This is a genomic window from Curtobacterium sp. MEB011 (assembly GCF_030209655.1).
Taxonomy (GTDB): Bacteria; Actinomycetota; Actinomycetes; order Actinomycetales; family Microbacteriaceae; genus Curtobacterium; species Curtobacterium poinsettiae.
The window spans coordinates 71,550-91,209 of the sequence record NZ_JARVRN010000009.1 but is presented as its reverse complement, the minus strand read 5'-3'; the positions used below and the strand labels follow the sequence as shown (position 1 = coordinate 91,209).

Genomic DNA, 19,660 nt, shown 5'->3' with positions numbered 1-19,660 from the left:
ACGGGGCCGGCGGCGGCCATCGTGGATGCATGACCACCAGCCACGCTCCGATCATCCGCCTCGACCACGTGTCCAAGCACTACGGCGACGACGCCCGACGCGTCACCGCGCTCGACGACGTCAGCGTCGACATCGGCGTGGGGGAGTTCACCGCGGTGATGGGGCCGTCCGGGTCCGGCAAGTCGACGCTCATGCACGTCGCGGCCGGCCTCGACGCCGTGACCACCGGCCGGATCCACATCGACGGCGTCGACATCACGGCGCTGGGCGACAAGGACCTCACCGAGCTGCGCCGTCGCCGACTGGGCTTCGTCTTCCAGTCGTTCAACCTCGTCCCGACGCTCGACGTCAGCGAGAACATCCGGCTGCCGTTCCTGCTCGGTGGGCACAAGCCCTCGCGCGAGGAGACCGCCTGGATCGACCGTCTGGTCGAGATGCTCGGACTCGGCAACCGGCTGACCCACCGGCCGCACCAGCTCTCCGGCGGGCAGCAGCAGCGCGTCGCCATCGCGCGGGCCCTCGCCTCGCGACCGGCGGTGGTCGTCGCCGACGAGCCGACCGGTGCCCTCGACTCCCGCACGGGTCGCGACGTCCTGTCGATCCTGCGCGGTGCCGTGCAGGAATGGGGCCAGAGCGTCGTCATGGTCACGCACGACCCGGTGGCCGCCGCGAACGCCGACCGCATCCTGTTCCTGGCCGACGGCCGGATCGTCGCCGACCGCCCGGCGATGGACGCCGGCGCGATCTCCACCACGATGCTCGGGATGGAGGCGGCAGCGTGAACGGCGTCCGCTCCTTCGCTCCCACCGTCCTGGTCGCCGCCCTCGGCACCACGTTCGGTTCCGCCCTGGTCATCGCACCGGGCATCGTCACCGAAGCGCTCCGAGCAGCCGGCGTCGCCGACCTCGGGCCGATCAAGGCGATCCTGTCCGTGGTCGGGTGGTTGTTCCTCGGCATCGCGCTCTACGTCGGCGCGATCGTCACCGCGAACACCTGCGCCACCCTGATCGCCGGGCAGACCCGGATCATCGCGCTGCAGCGGCTCATCGGGGCGACCGGAGCCACGCTCCGTGCGCGGATCACCCGGACCGGTCTGGTCGTCGGCGTGCTCGGCGGGGTCATCGGTGCCGTCGTCGGGACCGCACTCTCGGCACTCTTCGTCGCCGTCCTGCGGGGCAACGGTGTCCTGCCCGACACCGAGTACACGTACGTGCCGTGGGAGCTCGTCCTGCCGGTCGTTGCCGTCGTCCTCGCCACCTGGGGCGCCTTCGCCTCCGGGTCGCGTCGCGTGCTCACCGTCACCCCGCTCGAAGCGCTCTCGTCGTCCGTCGAGCCCAGCCACGACGACGTCCGGTCCGGTACCGCCCGCAAGGTCTGGGCGATCGTGCTCATGGCCGGCGGTGCGCTGCTGATGGCGCTCGGGTTCGCCGTCAGCTCGGTGTCCCCGGTCGCGGTCCTGCCGGCGGCGCTGGGCGGGTTCGTCTCCTTCGCCGGGGTCGCGGTCGGGGCGACGATCGTGATGCCGCCCGTGCTGCAGCTCATCGGGCGCATCGGCTCGCACGACCCGGTGGTCCTGCTCGCCGGGCGCAACGCGATGCGGGCGCCGGGGCGGTCCTCGCGGGCGACCATCGGGCTCGTCATCGGTGTCACCCTGCTCGTCACCTTCGCGGTGGCGCTCGGGATCATGCAGCACGTGCTCGAGACCCAGATGCGCGCGTTGAGCGAGGGGAGTGCCACACCGGCGATGATCGAGGCGCAGCGTGACCTGTTCGTGCAGATCAACGCCGTCGTCAGCGTGATCGTCGGGTTCTCCGCCGTGATCGCGGCCGTCGGGGTCGTGAACGCCCTGGCACTCGGGGTGCTCCAGCGTCGACGCGAACTCGGGCTGCTCCGCGTGCTCGGCCTGACCGGTGCCCAGGTGCGCCGGATGATCGTCACCGAGGCGGTGCAGATGGTCGTCGCGGCAGTCGTCTCGGGTCTCGCGCTCGGCACCCTGTACGGCTGGGTCGGCGGGCAGACGCTCCTCGGGTCGCTCGGGACCCCCGTGTCGCCGGTGCTCCCGCCGCTGACGATCGGCATCGTGGTGGTCGGCGCGCTGGTCCTGGCGGTCGTCGCGACCATCGCCCCGGTGCGCCGCGCGATGCGCGTCCCGCCGACCGAGGCGCTCGCGGTCGACTGACCCGGCGCCCTCGGCGCACCACACGACGAGACGGGAGGCCCGGTGCCAGCTGGCACCGGGCCTCCCGTGTCGTCGTGGCGTCACGCCGACGTCCTCTGCACGGCGCGGCCACGCCGCTCACGTCCGCCGAGTGGTCTCGATCTGTCGTCTGAACGCGGTCCGGGCGACAGAACGTGACCACTCGGCGACCGACCCGCGGCATGTCGTGACCGCTCGGAGCCGCTCGGAGCTTCTCGGGGCCGCTCGGAGCCGCTCGGCACCCCGCTCGGCACGCCAGCCTGCATCCCCGCTCGAGCGCGCCGAGGTCCTGCGTCACACGCTTGCGCCAGCCCGCTGATCCGGTGCTACCGTGGGTCCCGATGTACTCCGCACTGCTCCTCCTTCGCTGCCGCGACGAGGCCTGACACTCCGGCCCACCTCGTCGCGGAGTCCGTCGTGGCCGCACTGACCAGAGCCCACGAACACCGGCTCACGAACACGCGACGAAAGCGAAGAACGATGCAGAACACGCAGCAGCCCTCCGGGATGCCGATCCACAAGTACGTCCCCTTCCACGAGCAGATCGCCGTCGAGCTGCCGGACCGCACGTGGCCCACGAAGCGCATCGACAAGGCGCCGCGCTGGTGTGCCGTCGACCTGCGTGACGGCAACCAGGCGCTCATCGACCCGATGGACGCCGAGCGCAAGCGGGCGATGTTCGACCTCCTCGTCCGGATGGGCTACAAGGAGATCGAGGTCGGGTTCCCGAGCGCCTCGCAGACCGACTTCGACTTCGTCCGGTCGCTGATCGACGAGGGCGCGATCCCCGACGACGTCACGATCCAGGTGCTGACCCAGGCGCGCGAGCACCTCATCCAGCGCACCTACGAGGCGATCGACGGCGCGAAGCAGGCCATCGTCCACCTGTACAACTCCACTAGCATCGTGCAGCGCGAGGTCGTCTTCCGCACCGACGTGCAGGGTGTCGTGGACATCGCGGTCGCCGGTGCGAAGCTCTGCAAGGCGGCCGAGGCGACGCTGCAGCACGACACGGCGATCTACTACGAGTACTCGCCGGAGTCCTACACGGGCACCGAGCTCGAGGTCGCGCTGGAGATCTGCAACGCCGTGCTCGAGGTCTTCGAGCCGACGCCCGAGCGCAAGGTCATCATCAACCTGCCCGCCACCGTCGAGATGGCCACGCCGAACGTCTACGCCGACTCGATCGAGTGGATGTCGCGCCGCCTCGCCCACCGCCAGGACGTCATCCTGTCGCTGCACCCGCACAACGACCGCGGCACCGCGGTCGCCGCCGCCGAGCTCGGCTACCTGGCCGGCGCCGACCGGATCGAGGGCTGCCTGTTCGGCAACGGTGAGCGCACCGGCAACGTGGACCTGGTCGCCCTCGGGATGAACCTGTTCACGCAGGGCATCGACCCGGAGATCTCGTTCGCCGACATCGACCAGGTGAAGCGCACCGTCGAGTACTGCAACCAGCTGCCGGTGCCCGAGCGCCAGCCGTGGGCGGGTGACCTGGTGTACACGGCGTTCAGCGGCTCGCACCAGGACGCCATCAACAAGGGCTTCGAGGCGATGAAGGCGAAGGCCGCCGCCGCGGGCAAGGACATCGACGAGATCGCGTGGGCGGTGCCGTACCTGCCCGTCGACCCGAAGGACATCGGCCGGTCGTACGAGGCCGTCATCCGCGTCAACTCGCAGTCCGGCAAGGGCGGTGTGGCGTACCTGCTCAAGACCGACCACGCCCTCGACCTGCCCCGCAAGCTGCAGATCGAGTTCTCCGGCGTCGTCCAGCGGCACACCGACACCGAGGGTGGCGAGTTCTCGTCGCAGCGCATCTGGGACGTGTTCCAGGACGAGTACCTGCCCGCGTCGATCGACGACGAGAAGTGGGGCCGCTACGAGCTCACCAAGACGGCGACGTCGAGCGACTTCGAGGGCACGACCTCGCTGTCCGTGGCTCTCCGGGTCGACGAGGGCGCGGTCACGGCCGAGGCCGTCGGCACCGGTCCCATCGACGCGTTCCTGAAGGTGCTCGCCGAGCAGGGCGTCCAGGTCACCCTGTACGACTACTCCGAGCACACGATGAGCGCCTCCGGTGACGCCAAGGCCGCGTCCTACGTCGAGCTCGACGTCGACGGCGTGCGCCTGTGGGGCGTCGGCATCGACGCCGACATCTCGACGGCGTCGCTCAAGGCGATCGTGTCCGCGGTGAACCGCGCGGTGCGCGCGGGTGCCGCGGCCGGAGCAGATGCGCCGGAGCTCGTCTCCGCCTGAGACGCAACCAGACAGGAGGCTCCCCACCGGGCACGGCCTGATCGCCGCTGGCGCGTCGACCAGGTACCGGCCGGTGTGGGCCCAGGTGTGGGTCCGTCCCGCACCGCGCCTCCCGTCTGTGCGCACGTTCACTGCCTGACGCAAGACGCCGTCGTGTTGCCGAGGCGCCTCCGAAAGTCGCGGCGTCTCGACGAGTGCGCGGCGTCCGGCGAAGACGACGGCGTCTTGTCGCAGTGCCCCCGCCCCGCACCGCACGCGGCTGTCGGCGGGGCGGGGGATACTGGGGTCATGCCGCTGTACCGGGACGAGTGCGTCGTGTTGCGCACCCACAAGCTCGGTGAAGCCGACCGCATCGTCACGATGCTCTCGCGGCAGCACGGCAAGATCCGCGCGGTGGCCAAGGGCGTGCGGCGGACGGCGTCGAAGTTCGGCAGCCGGCTCGAGCCGTTCATGGTCGTGGACGCCCAGTTCTACGAGGGCCGGTCGCTCGACATCGTCACCCAGGCGGAGTCCCTCGGTGCGTACGGGGCCCAGATCGTCGCCGACTACGGCGCGTACACGGCGGCCAGCGCCATGGTCGAGACCGCCGACCGACTGAGCGAGGCCGACGCCGGGCTGCAGCAGTACCTGTTGCTCGTCGGGGCGCTCCGCTCGTTGTCCCGCGGCGAACACCAGTCCAGCGCGACCCTCGACTCGTACCTGCTCCGCGCGATGAGCATCGCAGGGTGGGCGCCCTCGTTCAGCGACTGTGCGGTGACGGGGGAGCCCGGCCCGCACTCGGCCTTCGTGGTGCAGCTCGGTGGTGTCGTCGCCGACCGTGCGGCGCCCCCGGGGACTCCCCGGCTCGACCCGGCGACGCTCGGTGTGCTCGGCTCCCTGCTGGCGGGTGACTGGGCGACGGTGGACGCCACCGACGAGCGGACGCGTTCGCGGGCCTCCGGCGTGGTCGCGGCCTACGCCCAGTGGCACCTGGAACGATCGCTCCGGTCCCTGCCGCACGTCGACCGCTCCGAGCACCCGATGCCCGTGCCCCAGACCCACGGCGGACCTGAGGCGACAGCGCGCGCGGTGGCCTCGACCCCGGCACCCGCCGTGCCCGACCCCGATCCCGCTGTCGAAGGAGCCCCCACCGCATGAGCCCACGCCGCCCCGACGACGTCGAACCGTTCCGCCCGATCGACTGGACCGGCGAGACGCCCCCGGCGATCCCGGCCCGGTTCGTGCCGGAGCACGTGGCCATCGTCATGGACGGCAACGGCCGGTGGGCGAACGGCCGCGGTCTGACGCGGATCGAGGGGCACAAGGCGGGCGAGGCGTCGTTGCTCGACGTCGTCGCGGGCGCCATCCAGATCGGCGTCGGGCACGTGTCGGCGTACGCGTTCTCGACGGAGAACTGGAAGCGCTCCCCGGAAGAGGTCCGGTTCTTGATGGGCTTCAACCGCGACGTCATCCGTCGGCGCCGCGACCAACTGCACCAGTGGGGCGTCAAGGTGCGGTGGGCCGGTCGGCGTCCGCGACTGTGGCGGAGCGTCATCGACGAGCTCGAGACCGCCGAGCGGATGACCGCGGGCAACGACGTCCTGACGCTGACGATGTGCGTGAACTACGGCGGCCGGAACGAGATCGTCGACGCGGTGCGGGGCATGGCCGAGGACGTCGCCGCCGGGCGCCTGAAGCCGAGCCAGGTCACCGAGAAGGCCCTGGCGAAGCGGCTCTACGTGCCCGAGATGCCCGACGTCGACCTGTTCCTCCGGAGCTCCGGCGAGCAGCGCACGAGCAACTTCCTGCTCTGGCAGTCCGCCTACGCCGAGATGGTGTTCCTCGACCGGCTCTGGCCGGACTTCCGCCGCACCGACCTGTGGGGTGCGATCGAGGAGTACGCCAGCCGCGACCGCCGCTACGGCGGCGCGGTCGACGCCCCGACGGCGTAGTCCGAGCCGAGGCGGACGCCGGGCCGGGGCCGAGTCTCGGATCCGCGGACAGGCTGCGCCGTCTGAGCGGCGCGGAATGTCCGCGCAGCCGAGACTCGGCTGCGCGCCACTCCTCAACCCGGCAACGGCCCGTCGAGCAGGTGCGCCGCCGACCGCACGGCGTCCAGCGCGGCCAGCACGCTGGGGACCCGCTCGGCCCCGCGCGCCACGACGACCTCGACGCGTCGGGCCAGGTCGTCGTCCACCGGATCGATCGCGACACCCGCGGGGATGACCGTCGTCGCGAGTGCCAGCCGGGGGAGCAGCGCCACCCCGAGCCCCGCGGCGACGAGTCCCACCACCGCGGCCGCGTTGTCCGTCTCGAGCACGATGTCCGGCGTGAACCCCGCGCTCGCACACGAGGCGAGCAGGTGGCCTCGGCAGCGCGGGCAGCCCCCGATCCACCGGGCGTCGTGGTGGGACGCGAGGTCCACGACGGTGGAGCCGACGGGGCGGCGTCGTTCCGCGCCTCCCGGCTCGACCGGCGTCACCAGGGCGAGCGGATCGCGCCCGAGCGCCCGGGTGACGAGCCCGGGGTCCGGCGCCGACCCGATCTCGTCCCCGACGTAGGTGAACGTGAGGGCGACGTCGACCGCACCGCCGCGCAGCAGGTCGAGCGCCTCGGGCGGTTCGACCTCGACGTACGAGGTCGTCACGCCCGGTGCCGTCGCCGCCAGCCGGGCGAGCACGGCGGGCACGAGCGCCGAGGACGCGCTCGGGAACCCGGCGAGGCGCACCCGACCGCGGCTGAGCCCGCCGACGGCGTCCAGGTCCTCGCGCGCGGCGGTGAGTGCGGCCTGGACGTGCAGGGCGTGGTCCGCGAGCACCTGGCCGGCGTGGGTGAGTGTGGCCCCGCGTCCGCCCCGCAGCACCAGCGCGTGCCCGAGGCGTTGCTCGGCCCGGGCCACTAGCTGGCTGACGGCGGGCTGACTCGACCCGATCGCGGCGGCGGCGCGGGTGATCGACCCGCCGTCGGCCACGGCGCGCAGGATCCGGAGCAGCTGGGGATCGATCTCGTCCATCACGCAATGTTATCGGTGGCACAACGAGCCGGCCCTGGTGTGATGGGGCGGGAACCGGGACGCTGTCCGCATGGACTCCTTCCCGGCCGGCCGTGGCTACCTGGCGGCGTGCACCGCTGGCCTGCCGACCCGCGGCACCCTCGCCGCCCAGCGAGCCGACCTCGACGCGTGGTCCCGTGCGGAGACCTCACCGGCCCGGTACGGGGCCCTGGTCGAGGAAGGCCGCACGCTCTTCGCCGCGCTGGTCGGCGTCCCCGCGGAGCGCGTCGCGACCGGTTCGCAGACCTCGGTGATGGCCGCCGTCGTCGCCGACGCGCTGCCGGACGGTGCCGAGGTGGTCGTCCCCGACGGCGACTTCAGCTCGGTCGTCTTCCCGTTCCTCGCGCAGGCGCACCGCGGCATCCGGGTCCGGAGCGTCCCGCTGGACCGGCTCGCCGCCTCGGTCGGACCCGACACGGCCCTGGTCGCGTGGTCCGCGGTGCAGTCCGCCACCGGTGTGGTCACGGACCCCGACCCGGTCGTCGCCGCCGCGCGACGCGTCGGTGCCCTGACCCTCTGCGACCTCACGCAGGCCGCCGGCGTCCTGCCCGTCGACGCCGCACCGTTCGACGTGACGCTCACGCACACCTACAAGTGGCTCTGCGCACCGCGCGGCGTCGCCTTCATGACGCTCTCCGACACCGCCCTCGGTCGGCTCCGCCCGGTGCAGGCCGGCTGGTACGCGGGAGCGGACGTGTGGTCCTCCTGCTACGGACCCGCCATGCACCTGGCCGACGACGCCCGCCGCTTCGACGTCTCCCCGGCCTGGCAAGCTTGGCCCGGCGCCGTGGCCGCGCTCGAGCACGCGGTCGCGCTCGACCAGCATGCGGTCTGGAGGCACGCCACCGGTCTCGCGGATCGGCTGTGCGACGCCCTCGGGTCGCCTCGGCAGGGCGACGGGCAGGGCGACGGGCAGGCGATCGTGACGTTCGCGGACGCCGACGGGTCGGCCCTGCGGGCCCTCACCGCCGCCGGGCTCACCGCCTCGGGGCGTGCCGGTCGGCTGCGCATCGCGTTCCACCTGTGGAACGACGAGTCGGACGTGACCGACGTCGCGGCCGCGCTCGGCGGCGTGGGGCCGACCACGTCGGCCAGGTGAGCGCGGCGGGCGGACGCGGGGCGGGCCTCCCGGCCGACGATCGCCGGTAGTCTTGCCCGGACCGTTTCCGCACCGAGCACCCAGCTCGGCGACCTCTGGAGCACCCTTTGGCACAGCCCTCCCGTCTCGACAGCGTCATCGCCCTGGCCAAGCGCCGCGGCTTCGTCTTCCAGTCGGGTGAGATCTACGGAGGCTCCCGCTCCGCGTGGGACTACGGGCCCCTCGGTGTGGAGCTCAAGGAGAACATCAAGCGCCAGTGGTGGCAGCGGTTCGTCCGCGGCCGCGGGGACATGGTCGGCCTCGACTCCGCGGTGATCCTGCCCCGCAAGGTGTGGGAGGCCTCCGGCCACGTCGCGACCTTCACCGACCCGCTGGTGGAGTGCCTGCACTGCCACCACCGGTTCCGCGAGGACCACCTGATCGAGGCGTTCGTCGCCAAGAAGGGCCGCGACCCCGAGGGCCGCATGGCCGAGATCGCCTGCCCGAACTGCGGCACCCGCGGCGAGTGGACCGAGCCCCGCGAGTTCTCCGGGATGCTCAAGACCTACCTCGGCCCGGTCGAGTCCGAAGAGGGCCTGAACTTCCTGCGCCCCGAGACCGCCCAGGGCATCTTCGTCGACTTCGCGCAGGTCGTCACGACCAGCCGCATGAAGCCCCCGTTCGGCATCGGCCAGGTCGGCAAGGCGTTCCGCAACGAGATCACGCCCGGCAACTTCATCTTCCGCACGCGGGAGTTCGAGCAGATGGAGATCGAGTACTTCGTGCCGCCGGCCGAGGCGGGGGAGCACTACGAGCAGTGGATCGCCGACTCGGTCGCGTTCTACACCGACCTCGGCATCGACCCCGAGAACCTGCGTCGCTTCGACGTGCCGGACGGCGAGCGGGCGCACTACTCCGACGCCACCGCCGACATCGAGTACCGCTTCGGCTTCACCGGCTCGGAGTGGGGTGAGCTGATGGGCGTCGCGAACCGCACCGACTTCGACCTGAACAACCACATCGAGTCGTCCGGCCAGGACCTCCGGTTCTTCGACCAGGCCGCCAACGAGAAGTACGTGCCCTACGTCATCGAGCCGTCGTTCGGCCTGACCCGTGCGCTCATGGCGTTCCTGCTCGACTCCTACCACGAGGACGAAGCGCCCAACGCGAAGGGCGGCGTCGACAAGCGCACCGTCCTGCGCCTCGACCCGCGCCTGGCCCCGGTGAAGGCCGCCGTCCTGCCGCTGTCGCGCAACGAGCAGCTCTCGCCCGTCGCCCGCGGCCTGGCCGACGACCTGCGCAAGAACTGGAACGTGGACTTCGACGACGCCGGCGCGATCGGCCGTCGCTACCGTCGCCACGACGAGATCGGCACGCCGTTCTGCATCACGGTCGACTTCGACACGCTCGAGGACAAGGCCGTCACGGTGCGCGAGCGCGACACCATGGGCCAGGAGCGCGTCTCGCTCGACCAGCTGCAGGGCTACCTGGCGCAGCGGTTGCTCGGCGCGTAGGGGTTCCGGTTCCGCGCGGAGGGGTTCCGGTTCCGCACGACACCGGTGTTCGTGCGTTGCACACCCGCAATCGGGTGTTCGACCTGCGAACACCGGTGTTCTGCTGCCGGCGACGGGAATGCGCGGCGCACGAGCGCGTTGGGGTCAGCATGAACGACTCCGTGAAGGTCGATGTCTGGTCGGACATCGCCTGCCCCTGGTGCTACATCGGCAAGCGCAAGTTCGAGGCCGGTGTGGCCGCGTTCGGCGCCTCGACCGAGGGCCGTCCGGTCGAGGTCGAGTACCACTCCTTCGAGCTGAGTCCGGACACCCCCGTCGACTTCGAGGGGACCGAGGCCGAGTTCCTGTCCGGCCACAAGGGCATGCCCGTCGACCAGGCGCAGCAGATGCTCGACCAGGTCACGGGCATCGCCGCAGGCGTGGGGCTCGACTACGACTTCGAGGCGATGCACCACACCAACACCGTGAAGGCCCACCAGGTCATCCACCTCGCCAAGCAGCACGGCAAGCAGCTCGAGATGGTCGAGCGCCTGTTCACCGCCTACTTCGAGCGCGGCGAGCACGTCGGCCAGGAGTCCTCGCTGGCCGACCTGGCGGCGGAGATCGGCCTGGACCGCGACGAGGTCCTCAGCACCCTGCGCGACGACGCCCAGCTCGCCGCCGTCCGTGCCGACCAGGCCCAGGCGCAGGCCTACGGGATCAACGGCGTGCCGTTCTTCGTGATCGACGGCAAGTACGGCGTCTCCGGTGCCCAGGACCCCTCGGCGTTCGAGCAGGTGCTCCGCCAGGTGGTCGCGCTCCGCGAGACCACGCCGGAGGAGGTCGCCTCGGCGGCCGAGCGCGCTGCGGACGACGCGAGCGCGGACGTGGCGGCGACCCGATGACGGACGCGACGGCCACCGTCGGGGGTGGGGCGGGCCTCCCGTCCGCCCCGTCGGTCCCGGATGCGATCTCCGGTCTGGAGGCGCGCCCCGGCCTGCTCACGCTGGTCACGGCCGGCGGTGCGCCGGTCTGCGACGGTGATTCGTGCCTGATCGACGCCGGATCGTTCGCCGGTGCCGAGGGCGACTGGACCGAGGTGCCGGACTGACGCTTCCGTCGGTCGCGCGTCGCGCGCCGGTGGTCCCGCGCCCCCGTGCGGTCGTTGCGACCCGACCCTGCGGGGCGCGACGGCTGTGCGGGGGCGCGATCCGTCGGTCGCCAGGCCGATCAGTCGCGCTGCGGTTCTTCGTCGGTGATGTCGGCGACGGTTGCGCCGTAGGCGGCGACGAGTGCGTCCGCGTCCACGAAGGCGCTCGCGCCGTGGCGTCCGGCGCCCAGGGCGACCCTGCGTCCGACGATGCGCTCGTCGGCGTACACCGGCAGGTCACCCGTGGCGCCGATCGGCGTGATGGTCCCGCGTTCGTAGCCGGACGCGCCGAGCGCGGTGGCAGCGTCGGGCATCGAGAGCTTGTTGACCCCGACGACGGTGCGCAGCTTCTTCCAGGCGATGCTGCGCCCGCCCGGCACCAGGGCGAGCAGGAACCCGCCGTCGTGGCGCTTCACCACCAGGGTCTTGACGATGTCGCCGGGTTCGATGCCGAGCAGTTCGGCGGCCTGGTGCAGGGAGTCCGCGGCCGGTCGCTCGACCACCTCGACCGGCAGGCGGCGGGCCTGGGCGTCGGCGTCGAACCGGGTGCTGGCGTCGGTCGTCATGTGGAGAACGCTACCGGCGCGCACCGACGTGGGAAGATGGGTCAGGTATGACGATCACACAAGCACCCGCCTCGCGAGTCGGCGGCCCCCTGCGCATCGGCCCGATCGAGGTCGACGTGCCGGTCGTGCTCGCGCCGATGGCCGGGATCACGAACATGGCGTACCGCCGGCTGTGCCGCGAGTACGGCGCCGGGCTCTACGTGTGCGAGATGATCACCTCGCGGGCGCTCGTCGAACGCACCCCCGTGTCGATGCAGCTCATCCAGCACCACGAGTCCGAGACTCCGCGGTCGATCCAGCTGTACGGCGTCGAGCCGAACACCGTGGCCGAAGCGGCGTCGATCCTGGTGGGCGAGGACCGTGCCGACCACATCGACCTGAACTTCGGGTGCCCGGTGCCCAAGGTCACCCGCAAGGGCGGCGGCGCGGCCCTGCCCTGGAAGCTCGACCTGTTCCGCGAACTCGTCACCAAGACCGTGCGCGCCGCGGGCGACGTCCCCGTCACCGTCAAGATGCGCAAGGGCATCGACGAGGACCACCTGACCTACCTCGACGCCGCCCGCATCGCGCGTGACGCCGGGGTCGCCGCGGTCTCGCTGCACGCCCGCACCGCGAACGAGCACTACTCCGGGCACGCCGACTGGTCGGCGATCGCCACGCTGAAGGAGACGGTGACCGACATCCCGATCCTCGGCAACGGGGACATCTGGTCGGCCGCCGACGCCCTCCGGATGATCGACGAGACCGGCGCCGACGGCGTGGTCGTCGGGCGTGGCTGCCTCGGCCGCCCGTGGCTGTTCGGCGACCTGGCCGCGGCGTTCCGTGGCGAGGGCCTGCGCTACATGCCGTCCCTGGGCGAGGTCGCCGACGGGTTCCGCCGGCACGCCGAGCTGCTCGTCGAGTTCTTCGGCGACGAAGAGCACGCCTGCCGCGACATCCGCAAGCACGTGGCCTGGTACTTCAAGGGGTACCCGATCGGCAGCGACGTCCGGTCCGGCCTGGCGATGGCGTCGAGCCTGCAGGAGATCGACGACTTCCTCGGCCAGCTCGACCACGACGCGCCGTACCCGGGTGCCGACGCCGAGGGGCCGCGCGGTCGTGCCGGTCACCCCAAGCGCACCGCCCTGCCCGACCGCTGGCTCGAGAGCCGCGACGTCGACTCCGAGTTCCGCAAGGTCCTGGCCGCCGCCGAACTGCACCACAGCGGCGGATGAGCGCCACCGCCTCGTACGGCCCGGCCGACGCGGAGCGCTGGCTCCCCGAGGAGCACGGCAACCGCCGCTCGGACTTCGCCCGTGACCGCGCCCGACTGCTGCACTCCAGCGCGCTCCGGCGTCTGGCCGCCAAGACCCAGGTGCTCAGCCCGACCGCGGGGCTCGACTTCGCCCGCAACCGGCTGACCCACTCGCTCGAGGTCGCGCAGGTCGGCCGCGAGCTCGCCGACTCGCTCGGGCTCGACCCCGACGTGGTCGACACCGCCTGCCTGGCGCACGACATCGGGCACCCGCCCTTCGGGCACAACGGCGAGACCGCGGTGAACGCCTGGGCGAGCGGCATCGGTGGGTTCGAGGGCAACGCGCAGACGCTCCGGTTGCTCACGCGGCTCGAGCCGAAGGTCTACGGCGTCCGGCCCGGCGCCGACGTCGACCGTCCGTTCGGGCTCAACCTGACCCGCGCATCGTTGGACGCCAGCTGCAAGTACCCGTGGCCCGCTGCGCAGGGGGTGTCGGAGTCGTCGTCCGGGCGCACCAAGTTCGGCTTCTACGACGACGACCACGACGCCTTCGAGTGGCTCCGCGCCGGTGCTCCGCGTCGTCAGCGGTGCATCGAGGCGCAGGTCATGGACCTCGCCGACGACATCGCGTACTCCGTGCACGACTTCGAGGACGCCGTCGTCGCCGGGTTCATCGACGTCGCGGCCCTGGGGGACCGCGTCGGCGAGAACGACATCGTGACCGCCATGCACGCCTGGGTCGGCGACGACCTGAGCCGCGACGAGCTGCTCGAGGCGTTCGACCGCCTGCGTGCGTTGCCCCTGTGGATGACCGCGTACGACGGCTCCCGCCGTGACGCCGCACGCCTGAAGAACCTGACGTCGCAGCTGATCGGACGCTTCGCGCGCACCGCGACGGCCGCCACCCGCGAGTCCTACGCCTCGGGGTCGCTCGTGCGCTTCGCCGCGTCGGTCGTCACCCCACCCGAGATCATCGGGGAGATCGCGGTGCTCAAGGGCATCGTCGCGGCCTTCGTGATGACCCAGGGCGACCGTCAGCCCGTGTACGAGGACCAGCGCCGCGTGCTCACCGAACTGCTCGACGCACTGGCGGCCACCGGTGCGTCCGACCTGGAGCCGGGGTTCGCCGCCGACTGGCACGCCGCGGACGACGACGCCGGCCGACTGCGCGCCGTCGTCGACCAGGTCGCGAGCCTGACCGACCAGGGCGCCTTCGCCTGGCACCGACGTCTGGTGGTGGGTGACCGTGAACCGGTCCACATCGCCGTCTGACCGGTCCGCCGACGTCGGTCCCACGAACTAGGATCGAGGGGTGGCTGGCAGGATCGCGCGGAACGACATCGACGAGGTCCGCTCGCGTGTCAACATCGCCGACGTCGTGGGCGACTACGTCACGCTGAAGCACGCGGGCGTCGGGTCGATGAAGGGCCTCTGCCCCTTCCACGACGAACGCTCCCCGTCGTTCCACGTCCGGCCCCAGGTCGGCCGCTACCACTGCTTCGGTTGTGGCGAGGACGGCGACGTCTTCAGCTTCATCATGGCGCAGGACCACACCACCTTCGCCGAGGCCGTCGAGCGCATGGCCGCGAAGATCGGCTACACCCTGCACTACGAAGAGGGCGACGGGCCGCGCACCGACTACAACACCCGCGCACGGCTGATCGCCGCGAACGAAGCCGCGCTCGAGTACTTCACGGGGCAGCTCACCACGGCTGCCGCCGACCCCGCCCGCCGGTTCCTGGGGGAGCGCGGGTTCGACCCCTCGGCCGCCCAGCACTTCGGCGTCGGCTTCGCCCCGAAGTCCTACGACATGCTCAAGGACCACCTGCGCGGGCGCGGCTTCACGATGGAAGAACTCGTCTCCGGCGGTCTCGTCAGCCAGGGCGACCGCTCGCCGTACGACCGGTTCCGCGGGCGCCTGATGTGGCCGATCCGCGACGTCACCGGAGCCACCATCGGGTTCGGCGCGCGCCGCCTGCTCGAGGACGACAAGGGCCCCAAGTACCTCAACACGCCCGAAACCCCGATCTACCACAAGAGCCAGGTGCTCTACGGGCTCGACCTCGCCCGCCGCGACATCTCGAAGCAGAAACAGGTCGTCATCGTCGAGGGCTACACCGACGTGATGGCCTGCCACGTCGCGGGCGTCACGACCGCGGTCGCCACCTGCGGCACGTCGTTCGGGGTCGACCACATCAAGGTGCTGCGGCCGATGCTCGGTGACCTGGCGGGCGCCGACCCGAACGCCAACGGCGAGGTCGTGTTCACGTTCGACCCGGACGAAGCCGGGCAGCGTGCCGCCTCGCGTGCCTTCGCGGAGGAACAGCGCTTCGCGGCGCAGACCTACGTCGCCGTCGCGCCCGGCGGACTCGACCCGTGCGACCTCCGGTTGGCGCGCGGTGACGACGCCATCCGCCGACTGGTCACGAACAAGCGCCCGATGTTCGAGTTCATGATCCGCCGCACCCTGGACGGCCACGACCTCGAGACCGTCGAGGGGCGCGTCGGTGCCCTGCGTGCGGCCGCGCCCGTGCTCGCCGGTATCCGTGACCGCTCGCTGACGCAGGGCTACGTGCGCGAACTCGCCGGGTGGCTCGGCATGGAGATCCCCGAGGTCCGTCGGTCGGTCGAGACCGCCCGACGCCGTGCGGGGTCCGGGCAGGACGACCGGTCCGCAGGCTCGGGGCGCGACGGCCGTGCCGGAACCGGCACCGACGCAGCCGACACCCCCGACGAGCCCGTCGCCGGGATCCGCTCGCTGCCGAACGACCCCATCAGCCGCATGGAGCGCGACGCCGTGATGGCGATGGTGCAGCAGCCCACGTCCGTCGGGGCACCGATGCTCGGACTCGCCGCGTCGGCCACGTTCTCGACCCCGATGCTCGCCGCGGTGCGGGACGCCGTCGTCGCGAACGTCGACGTCATCGGTGCGGGGGACTGGCTCGACCGGCTGCTCGCCGACGTGCCGGCGCCGCTGCGCACCCTGACCCACGAGCTCGCTCTCGCGCCGATCCCTGCGCGCAACGCGGAGGACCTGGCGGCCTACTGCCGGAGCATCGTCGTGGCCCTGGTCGAGCGCGACCTGCTCGCCCGCAAGGCCTCGTTGCTGGGGCAGCTGCAGCGTGCCGACCCGCACGAGCAGGCCGAGCGTCGCGCCGAGATCCAGCGGCAGCTCGTCGACATCGACGGGCAGCGGATGCGGTTGCGCGCTGACGCCGAGGCGTCCTAGCCGCTCGTCGTGCCGCTTGTGGCCGGGGTGAGCGGGCGTGCCCGCGTCCGGCGCACGACACGCCGCGCGTGCGTCGCCGGGGGCGCGTGAACTGTCGTGCGGCGGGCCCGCGGGCGGCGGTCCGTGCGGCCCCGGGGGGTCCGCGCGTGGTCAGGACGTGCCGTGCGTGAGGCGTCGAGTGGTCGCAGACCGTCGGCTGGGCGGGGTCCGGCCGACGGGACGTGACCGCGCGGGGCGGGGCGGGTGGCGAGTCGTGACCGGTTGGCGGGGATGCGGGGCGTGGCGGGAGGGGGACGAGCCTCCGGGCGGGGCGGGCACCTCGACGAGGTCGCGCGAACCGGTGCACGACGGACCAACAACCGGCAGTCCGTGCGACCTCGATCGCCCGAACACCCAGGTTGCACCACGCAACTTTCGTGCGTGACGCGCCGCTCGACTCCGGCGGAATCATGCATCACGCGATCAGCCCGTGCATTACAGCGGTGTAAACAAATCGCCCCCGGTTCGTTCTGTTCCGTGACAGGGTGATACCAATGAGCGTTCCTGGCCGGGCACACAGACGTTCCACCCTCCGGCACAGGACTCTTGCAATCATGACCAGAGAGGCAGCGGACATGGCATCCGTGACCAAGTGGGGCAAGCGCGGCATCGCGCTCGGCGCCGGTGCAGCAGCGACGGCGCTGGTACTGACCGGCTGCGCGAGCAGCAGCGTGAGTGACACCGAACTGAACGGCCTGAGCATCGGGACGACGGACAAGATCACGTCCCTCGACCCGGCCGGTTCCTACGACAACGGCTCCTTCGCCGTGCAGAACCAGGTGTTCCCGTTCCTGATGAACACACCCGTGGGGAGCCCGGACGTCGAGCCGGACATCGCCACGAAGGCGGAGTTCACGAACCCGACCACCTACGAGGTCACCCTCAAGGACGGGCTCGAGTTCGCCAACGGCAACAAGCTCACGTCGAGCGACGTGAAGTTCTCGTTCGACCGCGAACTGAAGATCAACAACGAGAACGGTCCGCAGTCGCTGCTGGCCAACCTCAAGAGCATCGACACCCCGGACGACACCACCGTGGTGTTCACCCTCGACCACGCCGACCAGACCTGGCCGCAGGTGCTCTCGAGCCCCGCGGGTCCGATCGTCGACGAGGACGTCTTCAGCGCCACGAAGCTCACCAGCGCCGACGACATCGTCAAGGGCAAGGCCTTCGCCGGGCAGTACCAGATCAGCTCCTACAAGGAGAACGACACGATCCAGTACAAGACGAACCCGAAGTACGACGGCCTGCTCGGCAAGGCGAAGACCGACGAGGTCACCGCCAGCTACTACACCAAGGAGACCGACCTCAAGCTCGCCGTGCAGAAGGGCGACGTCGACGTGGCGTACCGCTCCCTGACGCCGACCGACATCTCTGACCTGCGGGGAGACGACTCCCTCAAGGTCACCGACGGCCCCGGCGGCGAGATCCGCTACGTGGTCTTCAACTTCAAGACGCAGCCGTTCGGCACCGGGCAGGACGACGCCGACGAGGCGAAGGCCCTGGCCGTGCGTCAGGCCGCTGCCGACGTCGTCGACCGTGCCCAGCTCGCGAAGGAGGTCTACAACGACACCTTCACCCCGCTGTACTCGATGGTCCCGGACGGCCTGACCGGCGCGGTCCAGCCGTTCAAGGAGATGTACGGCGACGGCGACGGCGGCGCAGACGTGTCCAAGGCGAAGAAGACGCTGTCGGACGCCGGTGTCACGGGCAAGGTGCAGCTCGACATCCAGTACGCGCCCGACCACTACGGTTCGGCGTCGGACGACGAGTACGCGCTGCTCAAGCAGCAGCTCGAGGACTCCGGCCTGTTCACCGTCAACATCCAGTCCACGGTCTACACGACCTACGCCCAGGAGCGCACCAAGGACGCCTACCCCGTCTACCAGCTCGGCTGGTTCCCGGACTTCTCCGACGCCGACAACTACCTGTCGCCGTTCTTCACCAAGGAGAACTTCGTCCAGAACCACTACGACGACCCGGAGATCCAGGACCTCATCGCGAAGGAGCAGGCCGAGTCCGACCCGGACAAGCGTGCTGACCTGATCGAGCAGGCCCAGGAACGCGAGGCCACCCAGATCTCGACGCTGCCGCTGCTGCAGGGCAAGTCCGTCGCGGTCGCCGGCAAGGACGTCAAGGGCCTGACCCTCGACGCCTCGTTCAAGTTCCGGTACGCCACCCTGAGCAAGTAGCACCAAGCCCCACGTGCAGGCCGCGGGCGTTCCCACGAGGGACGCCCGCGTGCCTGTGCAACGGCGACGAAAGGCACCCACCCCGTGACCCTCAGCACTCCCGAGGCAACGCAGGACGTGAACGGCACCGATCCCACCAAGCCACAGGCACAACGCAGTGCCAAGAACAGTGGCGGCGGACTCGGCCGGTACATCCTCGTCAGGTTCCTCCTCATCATCCCGACCGTCTTCATCCTGGTGACGCTCGTGTTCTTCCTGATGCGCGTCATCGGGAACCCGATCACCGCGTCGGTCGGCGGCCGGCTCACGCCGAGCCAGCTGCAGGAACGCCTGCACGCCGCCGGGTACGACCGACCGGTGCTCGTGCAGTACTTCGAGTACCTCGGCAACATCCTGCGCGGTGACTTCGGCACCTCGTCGACGGACAACCGTCCGATCACCGACATCATCGTCACGTACGGCGGCGCGACCGCGGAGCTCGTGTTCTACGCGCTCATCGTCGCGCTGGTGCTCGGCATCCCGCTCGGCATGCTCGCCGCGTACACCCGCGACAAGTGGCCGGACGTGCTGCTCCGTGCGCTGGCGATCCTGACCTACGCCACCCCGGTGTTCTTCGGCGGCCTGCTGCTCAAGCTCGTCTTCTCGGTGTGGCTCGACTGGTTGCCCCTGGGCGACCGCGCGTCGACCCGGGTGTCGCTCATCCTCGACGGCATCCCCGGCGCGAGCGGGATCTACATCGTCGACGCGCTCCGCACCGGCAACGCCGAGGTCATCGGGGACGTGCTCCAGCACGCCGTCCTGCCCGCGCTGACGCTCGGCCTGCTCACCGCCGGCATCTTCCTGCGCCTGGTGCGCGCGAACATGATCGGGTCGCTCGGCTCCGAGTACGTCGACGCCGCCCGGTCCCGCGGTGTGCGCGAGTCGCGCTTGGTGCGCACCCACGCGTTCCGTCCGGCGCTCGTGCCGATCATCACCGTGATGGGGCTGCAGATCGCGATGCTCCTGGGCGGCTCGGTGCTCACGGAGACGACCTTCGGGTGGCGCGGCCTGGGCTTCGAACTCAACCAGTACCTGTCGGCCCGTGACTTCGTCGCGGTGCAGGGCATCGTCGCGATGCTGGCGGTGATCGTCGCGGTGACCAACTTCATCGTCGACGTCGTCGCCGCCCTGATCGACCCGAGAGTGAGGTTCTGAC

Annotated in this window: 16 protein-coding genes; 14 read left to right on the top strand and 2 right to left on the bottom strand. The window is 71.1% G+C overall.

The annotated features are described in order from the left end of the window. Positions 1 to 29: 29 nt before the first annotated feature. The 5 genes from QRN30_RS12050 (at position 30) to QRN30_RS12030 (ending at position 6,384) form a co-directional block, all read left to right on the top strand. Positions 30 to 782, top strand: coding sequence for an ABC transporter ATP-binding protein (locus tag QRN30_RS12050; RefSeq protein WP_259552365.1), 753 nt, complete (start codon positions 30 to 32; stop codon positions 780 to 782). Next, positions 779 to 2,179 carry an ABC transporter permease gene (locus QRN30_RS12045; protein ID WP_284761136.1) on the top strand — a complete coding sequence of 467 codons (1,401 nt, stop codon included), beginning with the start codon at positions 779 to 781 and terminating at the stop codon, positions 2,177 to 2,179. The genes QRN30_RS12050 and QRN30_RS12045 overlap by 4 nt, the downstream gene beginning before the upstream one ends. 498 nt (positions 2,180 to 2,677) lie before the next feature. Beyond that, a complete protein-coding gene (leuA, locus tag QRN30_RS12040; protein WP_284761135.1) occupies positions 2,678 to 4,453 on the top strand; it encodes a 2-isopropylmalate synthase in 1,776 nt (591 codons plus the stop codon). Positions 4,454 to 4,741: 288 nt separating this feature from the next. Continuing rightward, positions 4,742 to 5,590 carry a DNA repair protein RecO gene (gene recO, locus QRN30_RS12035; protein ID WP_042540155.1) on the top strand — a complete coding sequence of 283 codons (849 nt, stop codon included), beginning with the start codon at positions 4,742 to 4,744 and terminating at the stop codon, positions 5,588 to 5,590. Next, a complete protein-coding gene (locus QRN30_RS12030; RefSeq protein WP_017886684.1) occupies positions 5,587 to 6,384 on the top strand; it encodes an isoprenyl transferase in 798 nt (265 codons plus the stop codon). Before recO ends, QRN30_RS12030 begins: the two co-directional genes overlap by 4 nt. Before the next feature lie 113 nt (positions 6,385 to 6,497). Here the strand turns inward: QRN30_RS12030 and QRN30_RS12025 are convergent, their stop codons facing one another. Further along, positions 6,498 to 7,445, bottom strand: a complete 948-nt coding sequence (locus QRN30_RS12025; RefSeq protein ID WP_284761134.1) for a LysR family transcriptional regulator — start codon at positions 7,443 to 7,445, stop codon at positions 6,498 to 6,500. A gap of 70 nt (positions 7,446 to 7,515) precedes the next feature. On the opposite strand from QRN30_RS12025, the gene QRN30_RS12020 reads away from it, so the two are divergent. The 4 genes from QRN30_RS12020 (at position 7,516) to QRN30_RS12005 (ending at position 11,166) form a co-directional block, all read left to right on the top strand. After that, complete coding sequence (locus QRN30_RS12020) at positions 7,516 to 8,583, top strand: aminotransferase class V-fold PLP-dependent enzyme (protein WP_071251403.1); 1,068 nt, start codon at positions 7,516 to 7,518, stop codon at positions 8,581 to 8,583. A 107-nt stretch (positions 8,584 to 8,690) separates the two neighbouring features. Then, positions 8,691 to 10,076 carry a glycine--tRNA ligase gene (locus tag QRN30_RS12015; RefSeq protein ID WP_017886687.1) on the top strand — a complete coding sequence of 462 codons (1,386 nt, stop codon included), beginning with the start codon at positions 8,691 to 8,693 and terminating at the stop codon, positions 10,074 to 10,076. 149 nt (positions 10,077 to 10,225) lie between these two features. Beyond that, complete coding sequence (locus QRN30_RS12010; protein ID WP_071251406.1) at positions 10,226 to 10,960, top strand: DsbA family oxidoreductase; 735 nt, start codon at positions 10,226 to 10,228, stop codon at positions 10,958 to 10,960. Then, the gene (locus QRN30_RS12005) at positions 10,957 to 11,166 is read left to right on the top strand and encodes a hypothetical protein (protein ID WP_071251407.1); all 210 of its coding nucleotides are present in this window, start codon (positions 10,957 to 10,959) and stop codon (positions 11,164 to 11,166) included. Before QRN30_RS12010 ends, QRN30_RS12005 begins: the two co-directional genes overlap by 4 nt. Before the next feature lie 119 nt (positions 11,167 to 11,285). On the opposite strand, the gene QRN30_RS12000 is transcribed toward QRN30_RS12005, so the two are convergent. Further along, positions 11,286 to 11,771: an aminoacyl-tRNA deacylase gene (locus tag QRN30_RS12000; protein WP_071251408.1), complete on the bottom strand. Its 486-nt coding sequence runs from the start codon at positions 11,769 to 11,771 to the stop codon at positions 11,286 to 11,288. Between the two features lie 47 nt (positions 11,772 to 11,818). Between QRN30_RS12000 and dusB the strand changes: the two genes are divergently transcribed. The 5 genes from dusB (at position 11,819) to QRN30_RS11975 (ending at position 19,659) form a co-directional block, all read left to right on the top strand. After that, complete coding sequence (gene dusB, locus QRN30_RS11995) at positions 11,819 to 12,985, top strand: tRNA dihydrouridine synthase DusB (protein WP_017886691.1); 1,167 nt, start codon at positions 11,819 to 11,821, stop codon at positions 12,983 to 12,985. Next, on the top strand, positions 12,982 to 14,277 hold the full coding sequence (locus QRN30_RS11990) for a deoxyguanosinetriphosphate triphosphohydrolase (protein ID WP_017886692.1): 1,296 nt from the start codon (positions 12,982 to 12,984) through the stop codon (positions 14,275 to 14,277). The genes dusB and QRN30_RS11990 overlap by 4 nt, the downstream gene beginning before the upstream one ends. A 40-nt stretch (positions 14,278 to 14,317) precedes the next feature. After that, positions 14,318 to 16,234, top strand: coding sequence for a DNA primase (gene dnaG, locus QRN30_RS11985; protein ID WP_017886693.1), 1,917 nt, complete (start codon positions 14,318 to 14,320; stop codon positions 16,232 to 16,234). A gap of 614 nt (positions 16,235 to 16,848) precedes the next feature. Continuing rightward, positions 16,849 to 18,465, top strand: coding sequence for an ABC transporter substrate-binding protein (locus QRN30_RS11980; protein WP_194590594.1), 1,617 nt, complete (start codon positions 16,849 to 16,851; stop codon positions 18,463 to 18,465). A 117-nt stretch (positions 18,466 to 18,582) separates the two neighbouring features. Then, the gene (locus QRN30_RS11975; protein ID WP_082046916.1) at positions 18,583 to 19,659 is read left to right on the top strand and encodes an ABC transporter permease; all 1,077 of its coding nucleotides are present in this window, start codon (positions 18,583 to 18,585) and stop codon (positions 19,657 to 19,659) included. Position 19,660: the final 1 nt, after the last annotated feature.